The sequence below is a fragment of the Streptomyces sp. NPDC002324 genome (assembly GCF_053593335.1).
The window spans coordinates 80,479-96,821 of sequence record NZ_JBSFCF010000021.1; the positions used below are offsets into that span (position 1 = coordinate 80,479).

15 protein-coding genes are annotated in these 16,343 nt (G+C 72.1%); 6 read left to right on the plus strand and 9 right to left on the minus strand.

Annotated features, from left to right (window positions below; genetic code table 11):
- The first annotated feature begins 43 nt into the window (after nt 1–43).
- On the plus strand, nt 44–1,768 hold the full coding sequence (locus tag ACWCRJ_RS25745) for a BCCT family transporter (RefSeq protein ID WP_450941503.1): 1,725 nt from the start codon (nt 44–46) through the stop codon (nt 1,766–1,768).
- A 217-nt stretch (nt 1,769–1,985) separates the two neighbouring features.
- On the opposite strand, the gene ACWCRJ_RS25750 is transcribed toward ACWCRJ_RS25745, so the two are convergent.
- Nucleotides 1,986–2,936, minus strand: coding sequence for an FAD-dependent oxidoreductase (locus ACWCRJ_RS25750; RefSeq protein ID WP_450941504.1), 951 nt, complete (start codon nt 2,934–2,936; stop codon nt 1,986–1,988).
- A gap of 65 nt (nt 2,937–3,001) precedes the next feature.
- Between ACWCRJ_RS25750 and ACWCRJ_RS25755 the strand changes: the two genes are divergently transcribed.
- On the plus strand, nt 3,002–4,030 hold the full coding sequence (locus ACWCRJ_RS25755; RefSeq protein ID WP_450941505.1) for an oxidoreductase: 1,029 nt from the start codon (nt 3,002–3,004) through the stop codon (nt 4,028–4,030).
- A gap of 75 nt (nt 4,031–4,105) precedes the next feature.
- Nucleotides 4,106–5,746, plus strand: a complete 1,641-nt coding sequence (locus tag ACWCRJ_RS25760) for an ABC-F family ATP-binding cassette domain-containing protein (protein WP_450941506.1) — start codon at nt 4,106–4,108, stop codon at nt 5,744–5,746.
- A 231-nt stretch (nt 5,747–5,977) separates the two neighbouring features.
- Here ACWCRJ_RS25760 and ACWCRJ_RS25765 read toward each other — a convergent pair whose 3' ends face one another.
- The 3 genes from ACWCRJ_RS25765 to ACWCRJ_RS25775 form a co-directional block, all read right to left on the minus strand.
- Nucleotides 5,978–8,374, minus strand: a complete 2,397-nt coding sequence (locus ACWCRJ_RS25765; protein WP_450941507.1) for a Tex family protein — start codon at nt 8,372–8,374, stop codon at nt 5,978–5,980.
- 228 nt (nt 8,375–8,602) lie between these two features.
- Nucleotides 8,603–8,746 (minus strand): LPFR motif small protein, encoded by a 144-nt coding sequence (locus tag ACWCRJ_RS25770; protein WP_450941508.1) that lies wholly within the window; start codon nt 8,744–8,746, stop codon nt 8,603–8,605.
- Between the two features lie 85 nt (nt 8,747–8,831).
- Complete coding sequence (locus ACWCRJ_RS25775) at nt 8,832–9,698, minus strand: SCO6745 family protein (RefSeq protein ID WP_450941509.1); 867 nt, start codon at nt 9,696–9,698, stop codon at nt 8,832–8,834.
- 123 nt (nt 9,699–9,821) lie between these two features.
- Between ACWCRJ_RS25775 and ACWCRJ_RS25780 the strand changes: the two genes are divergently transcribed.
- Both ACWCRJ_RS25780 and ACWCRJ_RS25785 read left to right on the plus strand, forming a co-directional pair.
- The gene (locus ACWCRJ_RS25780; protein ID WP_450941510.1) at nt 9,822–10,781 is read left to right on the plus strand and encodes a GlxA family transcriptional regulator; all 960 of its coding nucleotides are present in this window, start codon (nt 9,822–9,824) and stop codon (nt 10,779–10,781) included.
- A 45-nt stretch (nt 10,782–10,826) separates the two neighbouring features.
- Nucleotides 10,827–11,462: a DJ-1/PfpI family protein gene (locus ACWCRJ_RS25785; RefSeq protein ID WP_450941511.1), complete on the plus strand. Its 636-nt coding sequence runs from the start codon at nt 10,827–10,829 to the stop codon at nt 11,460–11,462.
- Between the two features lie 17 nt (nt 11,463–11,479).
- Here ACWCRJ_RS25785 and ACWCRJ_RS25790 read toward each other — a convergent pair whose 3' ends face one another.
- A complete protein-coding gene (locus ACWCRJ_RS25790) occupies nt 11,480–12,223 on the minus strand; it encodes an enoyl-CoA hydratase/isomerase family protein (protein ID WP_450941512.1) in 744 nt (247 codons plus the stop codon).
- 247 nt (nt 12,224–12,470) lie between these two features.
- Between ACWCRJ_RS25790 and ACWCRJ_RS25795 the strand changes: the two genes are divergently transcribed.
- Nucleotides 12,471–12,986: an ATP-binding protein gene (locus tag ACWCRJ_RS25795; RefSeq protein WP_450941569.1), complete on the plus strand. Its 516-nt coding sequence runs from the start codon at nt 12,471–12,473 to the stop codon at nt 12,984–12,986.
- Nucleotides 12,987–13,028: 42 nt separating this feature from the next.
- On the opposite strand, the gene idi is transcribed toward ACWCRJ_RS25795, so the two are convergent.
- The 4 genes from idi to galE all read right to left on the minus strand — a co-directional run bounded on the left by idi (nt 13,029) and on the right by galE (nt 16,332).
- On the minus strand, nt 13,029–13,622 hold the full coding sequence (gene idi / locus ACWCRJ_RS25800) for an isopentenyl-diphosphate Delta-isomerase (protein ID WP_450941513.1): 594 nt from the start codon (nt 13,620–13,622) through the stop codon (nt 13,029–13,031).
- Between the two features lie 126 nt (nt 13,623–13,748).
- On the minus strand, nt 13,749–14,276 hold the full coding sequence (locus ACWCRJ_RS25805; RefSeq protein WP_450941514.1) for a GNAT family N-acetyltransferase: 528 nt from the start codon (nt 14,274–14,276) through the stop codon (nt 13,749–13,751).
- Entirely contained in the window at nt 14,267–15,205 is a 939-nt protein-coding gene (locus ACWCRJ_RS25810; RefSeq protein WP_450941515.1) for a cation diffusion facilitator family transporter, read from the minus strand. Before ACWCRJ_RS25810 ends, ACWCRJ_RS25805 begins: the two co-directional genes overlap by 10 nt.
- A 158-nt stretch (nt 15,206–15,363) precedes the next feature.
- A complete protein-coding gene (galE, locus tag ACWCRJ_RS25815) occupies nt 15,364–16,332 on the minus strand; it encodes a UDP-glucose 4-epimerase GalE (RefSeq protein ID WP_450941516.1) in 969 nt (322 codons plus the stop codon).
- Nucleotides 16,333–16,343 lie beyond the last annotated feature (11 nt).

Consider the following 16,343-nt stretch of genomic DNA (forward strand, 5'->3'; position numbering starts at 1 on the left):
GCAGGAGAGGGTCAGTTCCAGCCACTCTTGAAAGGTTCCACCTGTGACGCACGACCAACACACCACCCACCACGGGGGAGGCGCGCTTCCCGGCTCGGAAGCGGGCCTCTCCGGCGGCGGGCGGCCCCGGACGGACCGCGTCGTGTTCGGCGTGACGGCGGCACTCACCCTGGCCTTCGTCCTCTGGGGCGCCATCTGGACCGACTCGCTCGAAACCGTCTCCGGCAAGATGCTGAGCGGCCTGATCCACAACGGTGGCTGGGCGTTCATGCTGGCCGCCTCCTGCTTCGTCATCTTCGCCCTGTGGCTCGCGGTCAGCCGCTACGGCCGCATCCACCTGGGGGTCGAGGGCGAGAAGCCCGAGTTCCGCACGGTCTCCTGGGTCGCCATGATGTTCAGCGCCGGCATGGGCATCGGCCTGATGTTCTACGGCGTCAGCGAACCCCTCGCCCACTACACCGCGCCCCCGCCGGGCACGAACCCCGAGGGTTCGGGCGAGCGCATGGAAACGGCGATGGCGACCACCCTCTTCCACTGGACGCTGCACCCCTGGGCGATCTACGCGGTGGTGGGCCTCGCCATCGCCTACAGCACCTTCCGCAAGCGGCGCCGCCAGACCATCAGCGCCGTCTTCACCCCGCTGATCGGCGAGAAGCACGCCAACGGCTCGGCCGGCCGGGTCATCGACATCCTCGCGATCGTCGCCACGATCTTCGGCTCGGCGGCCTCCCTCGGCCTCGGCGCCCTCCAGATCGGCTCCGGTGTCACGGAGCTGGGCTGGATGGGCAAGGTGAGCACCGGCCTGCTCGTCGGCATCATCGCGGTCCTGACCCTGGCCTTCGTCGCCTCCGCCGTGTCCGGTGTCGAGAAGGGCATCCAGTGGCTGTCCAACACCAACATGGTGCTGGCCCTGCTGCTGGCGGTCTTCGTCTTCGTCGCAGGCCCGACCATCCTCATCCTCGACCTGCTGCCCACCTCGGCCTTCGCCTACCTCGGCGACCTGCCCCAGCTCGCGGGCCGCACCGAGGCGTCCGGCGGCCAGGGCGTCGCCGACTGGCTCGGCAGCTGGACCGTCTTCTACTGGGCGTGGTGGATCTCCTGGACGCCCTTCGTCGGCATGTTCATCGCCCGCATCAGCCGCGGCCGCACCATCCGCCAGTTCATCGGCGGCGTCATCCTCGTCCCCAGCTCGGTCAGCCTCGTCTGGTTCGCCGTGTTCGGCGGTACGGCGATGAAGCTGCAGGAGCAGGGCCGGCTCGGTGAGGAGGCCACCCCGGAGGGCCAGCTCTTCGCCGTCCTCCACGAGTTCCCCATCGCCACGGTCTCCAGCCTGCTCGTGATGATCCTCGTCGGCATCTTCTTCGTCTCCGGTGCCGACGCCGCCTCCATCGTCATGGGCACGCTCTCCCAGCGTGGCGCGCTCGAACCCGGCCGCTTCGTCGTCGTCTTCTGGGGCGTCCTCACCGGGGCCGTCGCCGCGATCATGCTCCTGGTCGGCAGCGGGCAGGGCGACGCTCTCACGGGCCTGCAGAACCTGACGATCCTGGCCGCCGCGCCGTTCGTCATCGTCATGATCGGCATGTGCGTCGCGCTCATGCGGGACCTGCGCCGGGACTCGGTGATCGTCCGCGAGGAGATGGCCTCCGAGGCGGTCGAACTCGCCGTCATCGAGGGCCACAAGCGCTACGACGGCGAGTTCGAGATCAGGGTCGGCCCCGGCCAGGGCACGGAGATCGAGGGCGACCCGATCGGCCACCGCGCGGAGTGAGAGGGGCAGGGGCGCGGGGGGAGTGGGCGGGCGGCCACGACACATCGCGCCCGCCCGCCCCGCGGCCTCGCGCCCGCCCGCCCCGCGGCCTCGCGCCCGTCCGCCCCGCGGCTGCCCGCGTTGCGCCTCGCATCCGCCCGAGCCGCTGCCCCGCGCCCGCCCGCCCCGCGGCCCCGCCAGTCACCCGGAAACCTTCGGGGGCCCGGCGGCGAGCCGGTCACCCGGAGGCGAGTCGTGCCGCCTCCCGCGCGCAGCCCCACGCCACCGTGACCCCCGCCCCGCCGTGGCCGTAGTTGTGCACCAACACCCGCCCGCCCGGCAGGACTTCGCGCTCCAACCGCACGGCGGGCCGCGAGGGCCGCAGACCCACCCTGTGCTCGATGACCCGGGCTCCCTCGATCTCGGGCCGGATCGCCGCACACCGCCGCACGATCCCTTGCGCGATCACCGGATCCGGCGTCAGGGACCAGGCGTCCTCCTCCGCCGTGCCGCCCAGGATCAGACCGCCCGGCTGAGGGATGAAGTACGTACTCCTGGACCCGGCGTGATCCACCGAGGTGAGCCAGGTCGTGACCCCGGGGTTCTCCACGACGACCAACTGCCCCCGCACCGGCCGTACGGAGGGGTCCGGCACCAGCTCCCGCGCGCCCAGCCCCGTGCAGTTGACGACGACCGGCGCGTCGACCGCCGCGAGATCCGTGACCGTACGCTCCTCCACCACCCCGCCCGCCGCGACGAACCGCTCGCGCAGCCACCGCAGATGGACCCGCATGTCGATCAGCGGCAGTCGCGCCCACAGCCCGACGCCCGCGTACTCACCGGCCGTCGCCACCCGCAGCCCGGGCACCCGGGAGGCCCACGCACCCAGTCCGTCCAGTTCGGTCTCGCCGTGTACGCCCTCGACCATGCGTACGCCCGTCTCGCCGGACCGCGCCGTCAGCTCCTCGTACACGGCCAGCGTGACGAGCGCCCACGCGCCGACGAGCTCCTCCGGCTCGATCCGATAGGGCCACCACAGTCCGCCCGCGACGGCGGACGTCGTCAGCTCCGCGGGCTCCCGTGTCCAGATCCGGACCCGCCTGCCGCCCTCCGCCAGCACGACGGCCGTCGTGAGACCGACGACTCCGCCACCGACCACGATCACATCGCCGTTCGATTCCTTGGTCACGCAGGGACGTTAACGGAATATGGCATGCGTGCTCACAAGTCTGCCTTTGTGGGGATACTCACACCATGTCTGCCGAGTACGCGACCTTCGGCCTGGCACCGGCGATGCGAGCCGGTGGCGTCCTCGCCAACGGTGCCTACCAGGTGCACCGGGACTTCGTGGACTTCATCGTCGACGGACGCCCGCTGCTGTACCAGCTCTCCGACCTCGATGCCGTCTCCCCACTCGCCTCCGACGTCCCGCCCTCGATCTTCACCGCCCAGGTGCGCAGCCTGCTCCTGGAAGCCGAAGCCCCCCTGACGGAGGGCCGTTACATCATCTACGGCTGTCCCGAATGCGCCGACCTCGCCTGCGGAGCCGTGACCGCGGTCATCGAGCGGGCCGGCGAGGACTTCGTGTGGCGGGACTTCGCCTGGCAGACGGAGGAGGAGGCCGACCTCAAGCTGAACGGCTACACGGGCATCGGTCCCTTCCGCTTCCGCGGCCCCGAGTACCGCGGCGCGCTGCAGTCCCTGCTGTCGGAGGCCGCCGCCGAGCCGTCGGTCCGCCGCCGGGTCCTCCTCATCGGTGCCCGGGTCGCCGTCCTCGCCAGACTCGCCGCCGCCCTGCGTGCCATCGGCATCGGCACCGACATAGCGCACGACGCCACCGGTGTGCCCGAGGACGAACTGCGGACCTACGGTGCCGTGGTCTTCGGCCGGGCCGTCGGCGAGGCGGACCGCGCCGCCGTGCGCCTGGCCTTCGACCGCGCGGGGGTCAAGGTCGCCTACGTCGACGGGCTCGCCCCGATCATCCCGCTGCTCGTCGCCCAGATCGAGCACGCCCTCGACCGCAGCCCGGCACGGCAACGTCGCCTGACCCGTCTCGTCGCCGCCGGGGGACAGGCCGGCATCGAGATCACCTCCACCTGCCGTGTGGAGCTGACCGCCTACCGCCTCGACCGGCTGTACCGCCCCCACACCTACCGCTTCTTCGACGGCATCCTCCCGGCCGGCCGGCACCGCATCGGCCTGGACCCCAAGGCGGTGAAGGGAGAGTCGTTCATCGTGGCCCGCACCTCGGGAACGGTCCTGGTGGAGCCGATGGCGGCGTGAGTTCGCCGGGCGGGCGGGGCCCGGCCCCCGACGCGGCTGGGAGGTCCCGTCCTCCTGTCGTTAGGATCGCCCCCTGTGACCGCCACCCTCGTCGTCAAGAACCTCGCCGCCGGCCACGGCGACCGCTCCCTCTTCTCCGGGCTCGACCTCGTCGTCGCCCCCGGTGATGTGATCGGGCTGGTCGGTGCCAATGGCGCGGGCAAGTCCACGCTGCTCAGGCTGCTCGCCGGTCTGCTCCCGCCGGAGGAGGGCGAGCTGCGGCTGTCCCCGCCCACGGCGACCGTCGGCCACCTGCCGCAGGAGCCGGAGCGCCGGGAGGGCGAGAGCGTCCGGCACTTCCTCGCCCGGCGCACGGGCGTGGCCGAGGCCCAGCGCGTGATGGACGAGGCAACCCAGGCCCTGGTGGACGGCGCGCCCGGCGCCGACGACGCGTACTCGGTGAGCCTGGAGCGCTGGCTCGACCTGGGCGGCGCCGACCTGGACGAACGGGCGGAGGAGGTCACCGCCTCCCTCGGCCTCGGCGTCGGCCTGGACCAGCCGATGACCGGCCTCTCCGGCGGCCAGGCCGCCCGCGCCGGACTCGCCTCGCTCCTCCTCTCCCGCTACGACGTCTTCCTCCTCGACGAGCCCACCAACGACCTAGACCTGGACGGCCTGGAACGGCTCGAACGCTTCGTCTCCGGCCTGCGCGCGGGAACGGTGGTCGTCAGCCACGACCGCGAGTTCCTCACCCGCACGGTCACCAAGGTCCTCGAACTCGACCTCGCCCAGAACCGGATCAACCTCTACGGCGGCGGCTACGAGGCCTACCTGGAGGAGCGGGAGACGGCCCGCCGGCACGCCCGCGACGACTTCGAGGAGTACGCCGACAAGAAGTCCGCCCTCCAGGACCGCGCCCAGATGCAGCGCTCCTGGATGGACAAGGGCGTCAAGAACGCGCGGCGCAAGGCGAACAACGACAACGACAAGATCGGCCGCAAGTTCCGCAGCGAGGCGAGCGAGAAGCAGGCCGCGAAGGCCCGGCAGACCCAGCGCATGATCGAACGGCTGGACGTCGTCGAGGAGCCGCGCAAGGAGTGGGAGCTGCGCATGGAGATCGCGGCGGCCCCGCGTTCCGGTGCCGTGGTCGCCACCCTGCGCGACGCCGAGGTGCGGCGCGGCGACTTCGCGTTCGGACCGGTGTCGCTGCAGATCGACTGGGCCGACCGCATCGCCATCACGGGCGCGAACGGCGCGGGCAAGTCGACGCTGCTGGGCGCGCTGCTCGGCCGCGTCCCGCTGGACTCGGGACACGCCGCCCTCGGCTCGGGCGTCCTGGTCGGCGAGGTCGACCAGGCGCGGGGGCTCTTCCACGGCCCCGAGTCCCTGCTCGACGCCTTCGCCGCGGCCGTCCCCGACACGGAACCCGCCGAAGTCCGCACCCTCCTCGCCAAGTTCGGTCTCAAGGCGGCCCACGTCCTACGCCCGGCGGTCACCCTCTCCCCGGGCGAACGCACCCGCGCGGCCCTCGCGCTCCTCCAGGGCCGAGGCGTCAACCTCCTGATCCTCGACGAGCCCACCAACCACCTGGACCTCCCCGCCATCGAACAACTGGAGTCCGCCCTCGACTCCTACGAGGGCACGCTCCTCCTGGTCACCCACGACCGCCGCATGCTGGACGCGGTCCAGGTGACTCGCCGCCTCACCGTGAAGGCGGGCAAGGTGACGGAAAGCTGAGGGCGAGTCTCGGCCGCGGGTCCGGTGGGGGCCTGTCGCGCGGTTCCCCGCGCCCCTGAAAGACACGGCCCTGGCGGGCCTTGAAAAAGCAGGGGCGAAGCCCCGCTTTTTCAGGGGCGCGGGGAACGGCGCGAACAGCCCCCACCGAGCCGTCACATGGGGGTCGAAGGGGCGCAGCCCCTAGAGGACGGGACGGGCAGGGGCGGCGGGGGCGAACCCCCGCCGCCGCACTCACCGCCGCTTCTTGTCCACCAACCCCGCCCGCCGCAACGCATCAGCCATCGCACTGTTGGAAGGCGCCGGAGCCCCAGCTCCCTGCCGGGAACCACCGCCCCCACCCCCACGCCCCTGCTGCCGGGGCGGCTGCCCCCCACGGGCACCCCGCTGCTGCCGGGGACCTCCACCGGACGACCCGGCCGCCCCCTTCGCCGCCGCCTCGTCGTCGAGCCGCAACGTCAAAGAGATCCGCTTCCGCGGAATGTCGACGTCGAGCACCTTCACCTTCACGATGTCCCCGGGCTTCACCACGTCCCGCGGATCCTTCACGAAGGTCTTGGACAGCGCGGAGACATGCGCCAGACCGTCCTGGTGGACACCGACGTCGATGAACGCCCCGAAGGCCGCCACGTTCGTCACGACCCCCTCCAGCACCATCCCGGACACCAGGTCGGAGATCTTCTCCACGCCCTCCTTGAAGGTGGCCGTCTTGAAGGCCGGCCGGGGGTCACGCCCCGGCTTCTCCAGCTCCTTCAGGATGTCCGACACGGTTGGCAGACCGAACGTCTCGTCCACGAAGTCCGCCGGCCGGAGCGACCGCAGCACCCCCGTGTTGCCGATGAGCGCCGCCACCTCCTGCCCGGAGGTCTTCACCATCCGCCGTACGACGGGGTACGCCTCCGGGTGCACGCTGGACGCGTCCAGCGGGTCGTCGCCGCCCCGGATCCGCAGGAATCCCGCGCACTGCTCGTACGCCTTCGGACCCAGCCGCGCCACACCCTTCAGCTGGGAACGCGACTTGAAGGGACCGTTGGCGTCACGGTGGGCCACGATGTTCTCGGCGAGGCCGGAGGAGATGCCGGACACGCGCGCGAGGAGCGGCGCGGAGGCCGTGTTCACGTCCACACCCACGCCGTTCACACAGTCCTCCACCACCGCGTCCAGCGAACGCGACAGCTTCACCTCGGACAGGTCGTGCTGGTACTGCCCGACACCGATGGACTTCGGGTCGATCTTCACCAGCTCGGCCAGGGGGTCCTGGAGGCGGCGCGCGATGGACACGGCGCCACGCAGCGAGACGTCCATCCCCGGCAGCTCCTGCGAGGCGAACGCCGACGCCGAGTACACGGACGCGCCGGCCTCGGACACCATCACCTTGGTGAGCTTCAACTCCGGGTGCTTGGTGATCAGTTCACCGGCGAGCTTGTCGGTCTCGCGGGAGGCCGTGCCGTTGCCGATCGCGATCAGGTCGACCGCGTGCTCCTCGGCGAGCCGGGCCAGCTTCGCGATGGCCTCGTCCCACTTGTTGGCCGGGACGTGCGGGTAGATCACGTCGGTCGCCACGACCTTGCCGGTCGCGTCCACCACGGCGACCTTCACGCCCGTACGGAAACCGGGGTCGAGGCCGAGCGTCGCGCGGGTGCCGGCGGGGGCGGCGAGGAGCAGGTCGCGCAGGTTCGCCGCGAACACGTTCACCGCCTCGTCCTCGGCGGCCGTCCGCAGCCGCAGCCGCAGATCGATGCCGAGGTGGACGAGGATCCGGGTCCGCCAGGCCCAACGGACGGTGTCCGTCAGCCACTTGTCGCCGGGGCGCCCGCGGTCGGCGATCTGGAAACGGTGGGCGACGATCCCCTCGTACGACGAGGGACCGGGCTGCTCGGAGGGTTCCTCCGGCTCCAGGACGAGATCGAGGACGTCCTCCTTCTCGCCGCGCAGCATCGCCAGGATGCGGTGGGAGGGCAGATCGGTGAACGGCTCCGCGAAGTCGAAGTAGTCGGCGAACTTGGCGCCCGCCTCCTCCTTGCCGTCCTTCACCTTGGCGGCCAGCCGCCCCCGTACCCACATGCGCTCGCGCAGTTCGCCGATCAGGTCGGCGTCCTCCGAGAACCGCTCGGTGAGGATCGCCCGCGCGCCGTCCAGCGCGGCCTGCGCATCGGCGACGCCCTTGTCGGCGTCCACGAACGCCGCGGCGGCGGCCAGTGGCTCGACCGTCGGGTCGCCGAGCAGCCCCTCGGCCAGCGGTTCGAGGCCCGCCTCCCGGGCGATCTGCGCCTTCGTGCGCCGCTTGGGCTTGAACGGGAGGTAGATGTCCTCCAGCCGCGCCTTGGTCTCCGCGGCACGGATCTGCGCCTCGACCTCCGGCGTCAGCTTGCCCTGCTCGCGCACCGAGTCGAGGATCGCCGTCCGCCGCTCCTCCAGCTCCCGCAGATAGCGCAGCCGCTCCTCCAGCGTGCGCAGCTGCGCGTCGTCGAGCATCTCCGTCGCTTCCTTGCGGTAGCGGGCGATGAAGGGCACGGTCGAACCGCCGTCGAGCAGCTCCACCGCGGCTCTGACCTGCCGCTCCCGTACGCCGAGTTCCTCGGCGATCCTGCCTTCGATGGACCGTACTTCGATCGACCCGGGTGTCGTCACGTTCCCGTACCGCCTTCTCCACTGGGGTTGCGCGGCAATTGTGGCAGGTGGCACCGACAGCGGGGGCTCAGGCCGTGAGACTCGTCGGACCGGCCGCGGACGACCCCACCGGATCGGCCTCGACGGGACCCGGCACACCGGAGTCGACGGGACCCGGCCAGGCCGGGACGCACGGGGAGCCGGACGCGGCACGCGCGTCCGGCTCCTAGGTCTTCGGCCCGGCCGTTCTCAGGCCCGACGGGCCCGCCCGCCGCCGCGCGTCGAACTCGACGCGCCGCCGAAGAGCCGGGCCACGGCCCGGAACGGCAGTGTGACCACCGTCGCGACGGCCCCACCGATCTGTCGCAACACGTCTGCGATGGCACGGAACACGTACTTCCCCTTTCGTCTCCCGGCCGGCTGTGCCAGGAAAGATCGAGTACCGCACTCCGTGCCGTTCATGCCTGGACCGTGCGGATCAGCCCTTGCCGATCATCCCCGCCGGGAACGCGCCCGCGGCGAGCATGCGTGTCACCAGCGCGGTCATCAGCTCGGTGAGCCTCTCCACCCCGGGCGCGCCCAGATGCTCGTACGGCATGCTGTCGAGGCGGTCGGTGGCGTCCTCGATCTCCCGGCGCAGGGCCACGCCCGCCTCCGTCAGCGAGCCCTCGCCGTCGAGCAGTCCGCGCCCACGCAGCCGGTCGCTCGCGGCGTCCCACTCGTCCCGGGTCCAGCCGCGGGTGCCGAGGGCCCACTTCGGGGACATGCCCTTGCCGGTGGCGGTGTGGCTGACCAGCGCCTCCACCGGGTCCAGACCGGCGTCGAGGAGGGCGGCGAGGTGTCCGTCGCCGCGGTGCTCGCGCAGCAGGGTGGCCGCGTGCCAGAGCGCGAGGTGAGGGCGTTCGGGTACGGGGAGATCGGCGTGCGCCGCGTACAGGGGGCGCGCGGTCCTCGTGCACGCCTCGGTGGCGCGCAACGCCAGCCGGGCCGCCTCGGCGACCTCCTCGGAGGCGGTCACCTCCTCGCCCAGCAGTCGCCGCAGCGTGGTGTCGGCCGCGCGCTCACGGGCCTCCAGCACCACCGCGGGCGCGGCGGTCTCCCAGACGGCGGGCACGTGCTCCGCCACGCGCTCGTGGCGGAAGTTGAAGAACGTCGCGGTCACCACGCCCGCGCCGACCGTGCCCATGGCCGCGGCCCGCACCGCGAAGTACGCCGCCTGTGGGTCCTTCACCCCCACGGCGGCCAGTTCCCGGCCGAGATCCGGCGAGAAGTAGTGCGCGGCGTGGAACGGGTTGAGGAGCCCATGGCAGCGCCGCCCGGCGCGCTCCGGCAGGAAAGAGGTCATGGCCCAATGTTACCGACCGGTTGGTAGGTGGAAAGGGCCCGGCGGGCCCCGTCCCGTCCCATGGCAGGAAAGGTGGGGTGCTCGTCATTGCGGCCATGCCTCGCCCGCCCAAGAATCGATGACATGCGAACTGTCCTGGTCGTCCTCTTCGACGGCGTGCAGAGCCTCGACGTCACGGGTCCCCTGGAGGTCTTCGCCGGCGCGGAACAGCACACACCGGGGACGTACCGCATCGACACGGCCTCCCTGGACGGCGCGCCCGTGCGCACCTCCAGTGGCCTCACCCTGGTCCCCGACCACTCTCTCGCCGCCGCACCCGCCCCGCACACCCTGCTGGTCCCGGGAGGCCAGGGCACCCGCAGCCCCGCCCCCGAGACCGTCGCCTGGCTGCGCGAGCACGGCCCGCGCGCGGAGCGTCTGGTCTCGGTCTGCACCGGTGCGATCCTGCTCGCCGAGGCGGGCCTCCTGGACGGCCGCCGGGCCACCACCCACTGGGCGTACTGCGACACCCTGGCCCGCCATCACCCGGCGATCGAGGTCGACCCCGACCCCATCTTCGTCCGCGACGGCCACATCGCCACCTCCGCCGGTGTCACCTCCGGCATCGACCTGGCCCTCGCGCTCGTCGAGGAGGACATCGGCCGCGACGCCGCCCTCGCCATCGCCCGCCACCTCGTCGTCTTCCTGCGCCGACCGGGCAACCAGGCCCAGTTCAGCGCCCAGCTCGCCGCCCAGACGGCCCAGCGGGAGCCGCTCCGCGAGGTGCAACAGTGGATCACCGAGCATCCCGGCGCCGACCTGTGCGTCGAGCGCCTGGCGGCCCGAGCCCGGCTCTCACCCCGCCACTTCGCCCGCGCCTTCCGGGCCGAGACGGGCATGACCCCGGGCCGATACGTGGACCGCGTCCGCCTCGAACACGCGCGCCGCCTCCTGGAGGACACCGCCGACGGCGTCGAGGAGATCTCCCGCACCTGCGGCTACGGCACCGCCGAGGCCATGCGCCGCGCCTTCGTGAAGTCCCTAGGCACCTCCCCGGCGGAGTACCGCCGCCGCTTTCGCCCGGCCCCGGCTCCCACGCGCTGAACCGAAGCCGACATCGAGACCCCGAACCGAAGCGAAAGGGATCCCATGCAGATCGCCATCGTCCTCTTCGACCGCTTCACCGCCCTCGACGCGGTGGGCCCCTACGAGACCCTCGGCCGTCTCCCCGACGCCGAACTCGTCTTCGTCGCCGAGGAGAGGGGCCCGGTCCGCTCCGACACCGGCGCCCTCGCGCTCACGGCCGACAGGACCCTCGCCGAGGTCCCGAGTCCGGACATCGTCGTGGTGCCGGGCGGCCCCGGCCAGTTCGAGCAGATGGAGAACGAGACCCTCTTCGCGTGGCTGCGCACGGCCGACCGCACCAGCGCCTGGACGACCTCCGTGTGCACCGGCTCCCTCCTGCTGGCCGGCGCCGGTCTCCTCGAAGGCCGCCGGGCCACCTCGCACTGGCTGGCGCTGGACTTCCTCAAGCGGTACGGCGCCGAGCCCACGGGGGAGCGGGTCGTGATCGACGGCAAGTACGTCACCGCGGCCGGGGTCTCCTCCGGCATCGACATGGGCCTGACCCTGGTGGGCCGGATCGCGGGCGACGAACACGCCCAGGCCGTCCAGCTGATGACCGAGTACGACCCGCAGCCGCCCTACGACGCCGGCGCCCCGCACAAGGCGCCCGCCCACCTGGTGGAGGAGTTCCGCACCAACAGCCGCTTCGCCCTGATGTGACCGGTGCCGGCCGCCCCTCAGACCGTCCAGGTGAATCGGGGCTGCCGGCGCTCCAGGAACGCGGCGACGCCCTCCGCGGCGTCGGCGCTGCCGCGTGCCTGCTCGGCCCAGTGGGCGTCGCGGTCGGTGCGGCCGTTCGCGAACTCCTTGGCCGCCGCCTGCGTCAGCCGGGAGCGCGAGACCAGGATCCGGGTGAACTCCGCGACCCGGCCGGCGAGTTCGCCTGCGCGCAGCACCTCGTCCACCAGCCCCGTGCGCAGTGCGCGCTCCGCGTCGATCAACTCGCCCGAGAACAGCAGGTACTTGGCGGTGCCCGGCCCGACCAGCGACACCAGCCGCCGGGTGGAGGAGGCCGGGTAGACGAGCCCCAGCTTCGCCGGAGTGATCCCGAACAGCGACCCCTCCTCCGCGAACCGCAGATCGCAGGCCGCCGCCAGCTGCGAGCCGCCGCCCACGCAGTGGCCCCGGATCGCCGCGAGGGTCGGCTTGGCGAAGGCGGCGAGCGCCTCCTCGGCACGGCCCGCCAGCTCCTGGGCCTCGCCCGGGAACTCCCGCAGCGTGGAGATGTCGGCGCCCGCGCAGAACGTGTCGCCCTCCCCGGTGAGCACCAGGGCCCGTACGCCGGGGTCGGCGCCCAGCCGGCCGAGCAACGGCGGCAGCGCCCGCCACATCCCGGCCGTCATGGCGTTGCGCTTGGCCGGGTGGTGGACGACGACGGTCGCGACCCCGTCGGCGACGGTGTCCAGCAGCTGAGGCTCCATGCACCGGATGCTAGTGCGGTGGCTCCGGTCGGCCCACCACCGGCTTCGGCGGCAAACCCGTACAACCCGAATAGTTCCTGAAGGGACAAGCGTCGGACAAAGACAGTCGTGCGGCCGCCTCACTCGCGCACAGGCGATCCGAAAATCGTCGATACGCGCTGACTTCTGTTCAGTCCTCCGTGCTCGGCGCTCCGTTACCAACACTCGACATGTGGTGACAATCGAGCGCAAGGGTGGCGACCGGACGATGGACGACCAAGGGCGCGGGAGCGACCCACGCCCTGAAGACGGCGGGCACGGTGCCGAGGACCCGAGGCCGCCGGAGCCACTGCCCTACGAAGGGGTCTGGCGGTTCACCGCTGCCGCCGTCGACGCCTCGGTGCCGCAGGCGCGGCGCGCCGTCCGGGACCTGCTCGCCCGTCAGGGCGTGCCGATCTCGGACGACCTCGTCCAAGGACTTCTGCTGATCGTCTCCGAGCTGGTGACGAACGCCGTGAAACACGCGGCGCTCCTGTCGCCCACGCTGGCCGTCGAGGTCGCCGTCGGAGCGGAGTGGGTGCGGGTCTCCGTGGAGGACAACCACCCCTACCGCCCGACCGCCCTGGAGACCGACCACGGCCGCCTCGGCGGCCGCGGTCTGCTCCTGGTGCGCGAGATCACGCTGGAGGCGGGCGGCGTCTGCGACGTCGAGCACACCGCGAGCGGCGGCAAGGTGATCTGGGCCGCCCTGCCGCTCAGACCCGCACACCTGATCCAGGGGTGAGTGATCACCGGTTCGCGGATCGGGTCCACCGGCCCGGGGCCGTCACCAGCCCGCGGCCGGGCCCGTCAGCTCCCTGACCGCCGGCCGGGCCGCGTCCAGCACCGTCATGAACCAGGCCGAGAAGGTGTCCTTGGCGTGCCGCTCCGCCAGCTCGTCCGGGGTCACGAACGCGGTGGCCCCGACCTCCTCCGGGTCCGGCCGCAGCGGGGCCTGCAGGAGACCGACGAACAGATGGTTGAACTCCTGCTCCACCAGACCCGAGTCCGGGTCCGGGTGGTTGTAGCGGACCGTGCCCGCCTCGCCGAGCAGCGCCGGGGAGACCCCCAGCTCCTCGTGCGTCCGCCGTGCGGCCGCCGCGAAGGGGGACTCGCCCGGGTAGGGGTGCCCGCAGCAGGTGTTCGACCAGACGCCGGGGGAGTGGTACTTGCCGAGGGCCCGCTGCTGGAGCAGCAGCCGCCCGCGCTCGTCGAACAGGAACACGGAGAAGGCCCGGTGCAGTTGACCGGGCGGTTGATGAGCGGCCAGCTTCTCCGCGGTGCCGATCGTGGTGCCGTCCTCGTCGACCAGCTCCAGCAGGATCGCTTCCGTGGTCCCGTTCTGCGAACTCTGCACCGCGGTGGCAGGTGTGATCGGCATGCCCATCCTTCGCCTCGTTCTTCGAGCCTCAAGTCTGCCGCACGAAACCGCCGCTCCCGGCACTTCGCGCGAACCCGCATGTCCTACCCGTCCACCCCGGCCCGCAGACACACGCCGGTCCGCGCGTCACACCCCGAAGGCGGCCGGATACCTGATGGTGCCGGGCGCCACCGGCGCGGAACCGTCCAGCACCAGGGCCATCATCGCCGCGTCCGGCACGTCGAAACCCGGCCGGATGCCGTACTCGGACGCACGTACGAAGCCGAAGCGCGGGTAGTACTCCGGATGCCCCAGGACGAGGACCAGCCCCTCCTCACGCGCGCGTGCCGCCTTCAGTACCGCGCGGACGACGGCCGCACCCGCTCCCCGCCGCTGCCGGTCCGGCAGTACCGCGACGGGCGCCAGCGCCAGCGCGGGGACCTCGTCCACATGGCAGCGTGTGATGAGCGCGTACGCCGCGAGCGTGCCGTCCGGTGCCTCGGCGACGTAGGACAGCTCCGGCAGCCAGGCCCCGGGGTCCTCGCGGAGCGCGTCGACGAGCCTGGCCTCCGCGTCGGTCTCGAAGGCGGCGGCGTTGACGGCGTACACCCCCTCCCGGTCGGCGGACGTCTCCGGTCGCGTCGTCCAGTGGATCGTCCCGGTGGTCAAAGGCACAGTCTCGCCTCGTGTTCCGCGTGGCCGCTCGGCTCCAGCTGGAACGTGCAGTGCTCGACGTCGAAGTGGTCGCCGATGCAGCCCTGGAGGTCGTGCAGCATCTTCTCGTGGCCGATGGAGTCCAGCGTGTCGGAGCCGACCACCACATGGGCGGAGAGCACCGGCATGCCGGACGTGATCGTCCAGGCGTGCAGGTCGTGGACGTCCTCCACGCCGGGCAGCGCCAGTATGTGGGCTCGCACCTCGGCCATGTCGACGTTCTTCGGGGCCGCCTCCAGCAGGACGTCGAGGGTCTCGCGCAGCAGCTTCACCGTCCGCGGGACGATCATCAGGCCGATGACCAGCGAGGCGATCGGGTCGGCGGCCTGCCAGCCGGTGAGCAGGATGACCACCGCGGAGATGATCACCGCCAACGAGCCCAGCGCGTCCGCGGCCACCTCCAGGAAGGCGCCCCGTACGTTCAGGCTCTCCTTCTGGCCGCGCATCAGCAGGGTCAGCGAGATCATGTTCGCGACCAGACCGATCACGCCGAAGACGACGGTCAGCCCGCCCTCGGTGCCGACCGGTGTGACGAAGCGCTGGATCGCCTCGTACAGGACGTAGCCGCCGACGCCGAGCAACAGCAGACAGTTCGCGAGCGCCGCGAGTATCTCGGCGCGCGCGTAGCCGAAGGTGCGGTTGCCGCTCGGCGGGCGGTTCGCGAAGTGGATCGCGAGGAGCGCCATCCCGAGGCCCACCGCGTCCGTCGCCATGTGGGCCGCGTCCGCGATGAGCGCGAGCGAATCGGCGAGCACGCCGCCGACGATCTCGACCGCCATGACGGTGAGCGTGATCGACAGCGCGACGCGCAGCCGTCCGCGGTACGCCGCTGCCGCCGTACCCGTGGTCGGCGCGTGATGCGCGTGCCCGTGATCGTGCCCAGCCCCCATGGGGTGCCCGCCTCTCGAAAGCGTCCGTGTGTTCGGCTCCGGATCACAGTGAACTACGGGTGGGGGGTATCCGGCAACGCGGCACTGAACACCGTTGTCATGTGCTCTGACCTGCGGAAACGATGCGCAGGTCAGAGCGTTGTCATGATCGGTACGGGTCAGAGACCGCGATGCAGCCGCCAGCCCTCCCAGGCCGACTCGACCATCTCGCGCACCCCGCGCCGGGCCGTCCAGCCGAGTTCGCGTTCGGCCCGCGCGGCCGAGGCGACCGCGCGCGGCGCGTCGCCGGGACGGCGCGCCTCGACGAGCGCGGGGCGCCGGTCGCCGGTCACCTCGCCCACCAGGTCGATGAGTTCGCGGACCGAAACGCCCTCGCCGCGGCCGATGTTCACGGTCAGGTCGCCCGTGGCGCCCCCGGCGAGGCGCCGGGCGGCCGCGAGGTGGGCGTCGGCGAGATCGGCGACATGGATGTAGTCCCGCACGCAGGTGCCGTCCGCGGTCGGGTAGTCGTCGCCGAAGATCCGCGGGGCCTCGTCACGGGTGAGGCGGTCGAAGACCATCGGGATGACGTTGAAGACGCCCGTGTCGGCCAGCGCCGCGTCGGCGGCCCCCGCCACGTTGAAGTACCGCAGGCACACGGTGGCCATGCCGTGTGCCCGGCCCGCGGCCCGGACCAGCCATTCCCCGGCGAGCTTGGTCTCGCCGTACGGGCTCATCGGGGCGCACGGGGTGTCCTCGGTGATGAGGTCCACGTCCGGGTTGCCGTAGACGGCGGCGGAGGAGGAGAAGACGAAGCGCTCCACCCCGGCTCCGGCCGCCGCCTCCAGGAGGGTGGCGAGACCGCCGACGTTCTCCTGGTAGTAGCGGGTGGGCTGGGCGACGGACTCGCCCACCTGCTTGCGGGCGGCGAGGTGGACCACGCCGGTCACGGCGTGCTCGGCCAGCACGCGCTTGAGGAGGTCGCCGTCGAGGGCGGAGCCGTGGACCAGCGGGATGTGCTCGGGGAGGCGGCCGCGAACCCCCGCGGAGAGGTCGTCCAGTGCGACGACCTGTTCGCCGGCCTCGGTCATGACCTTCGCCACGTGTGCGCCGATGTAGCCCGCCCCGCCTGTGATCAGCCATGTCATGGGGCCACCTT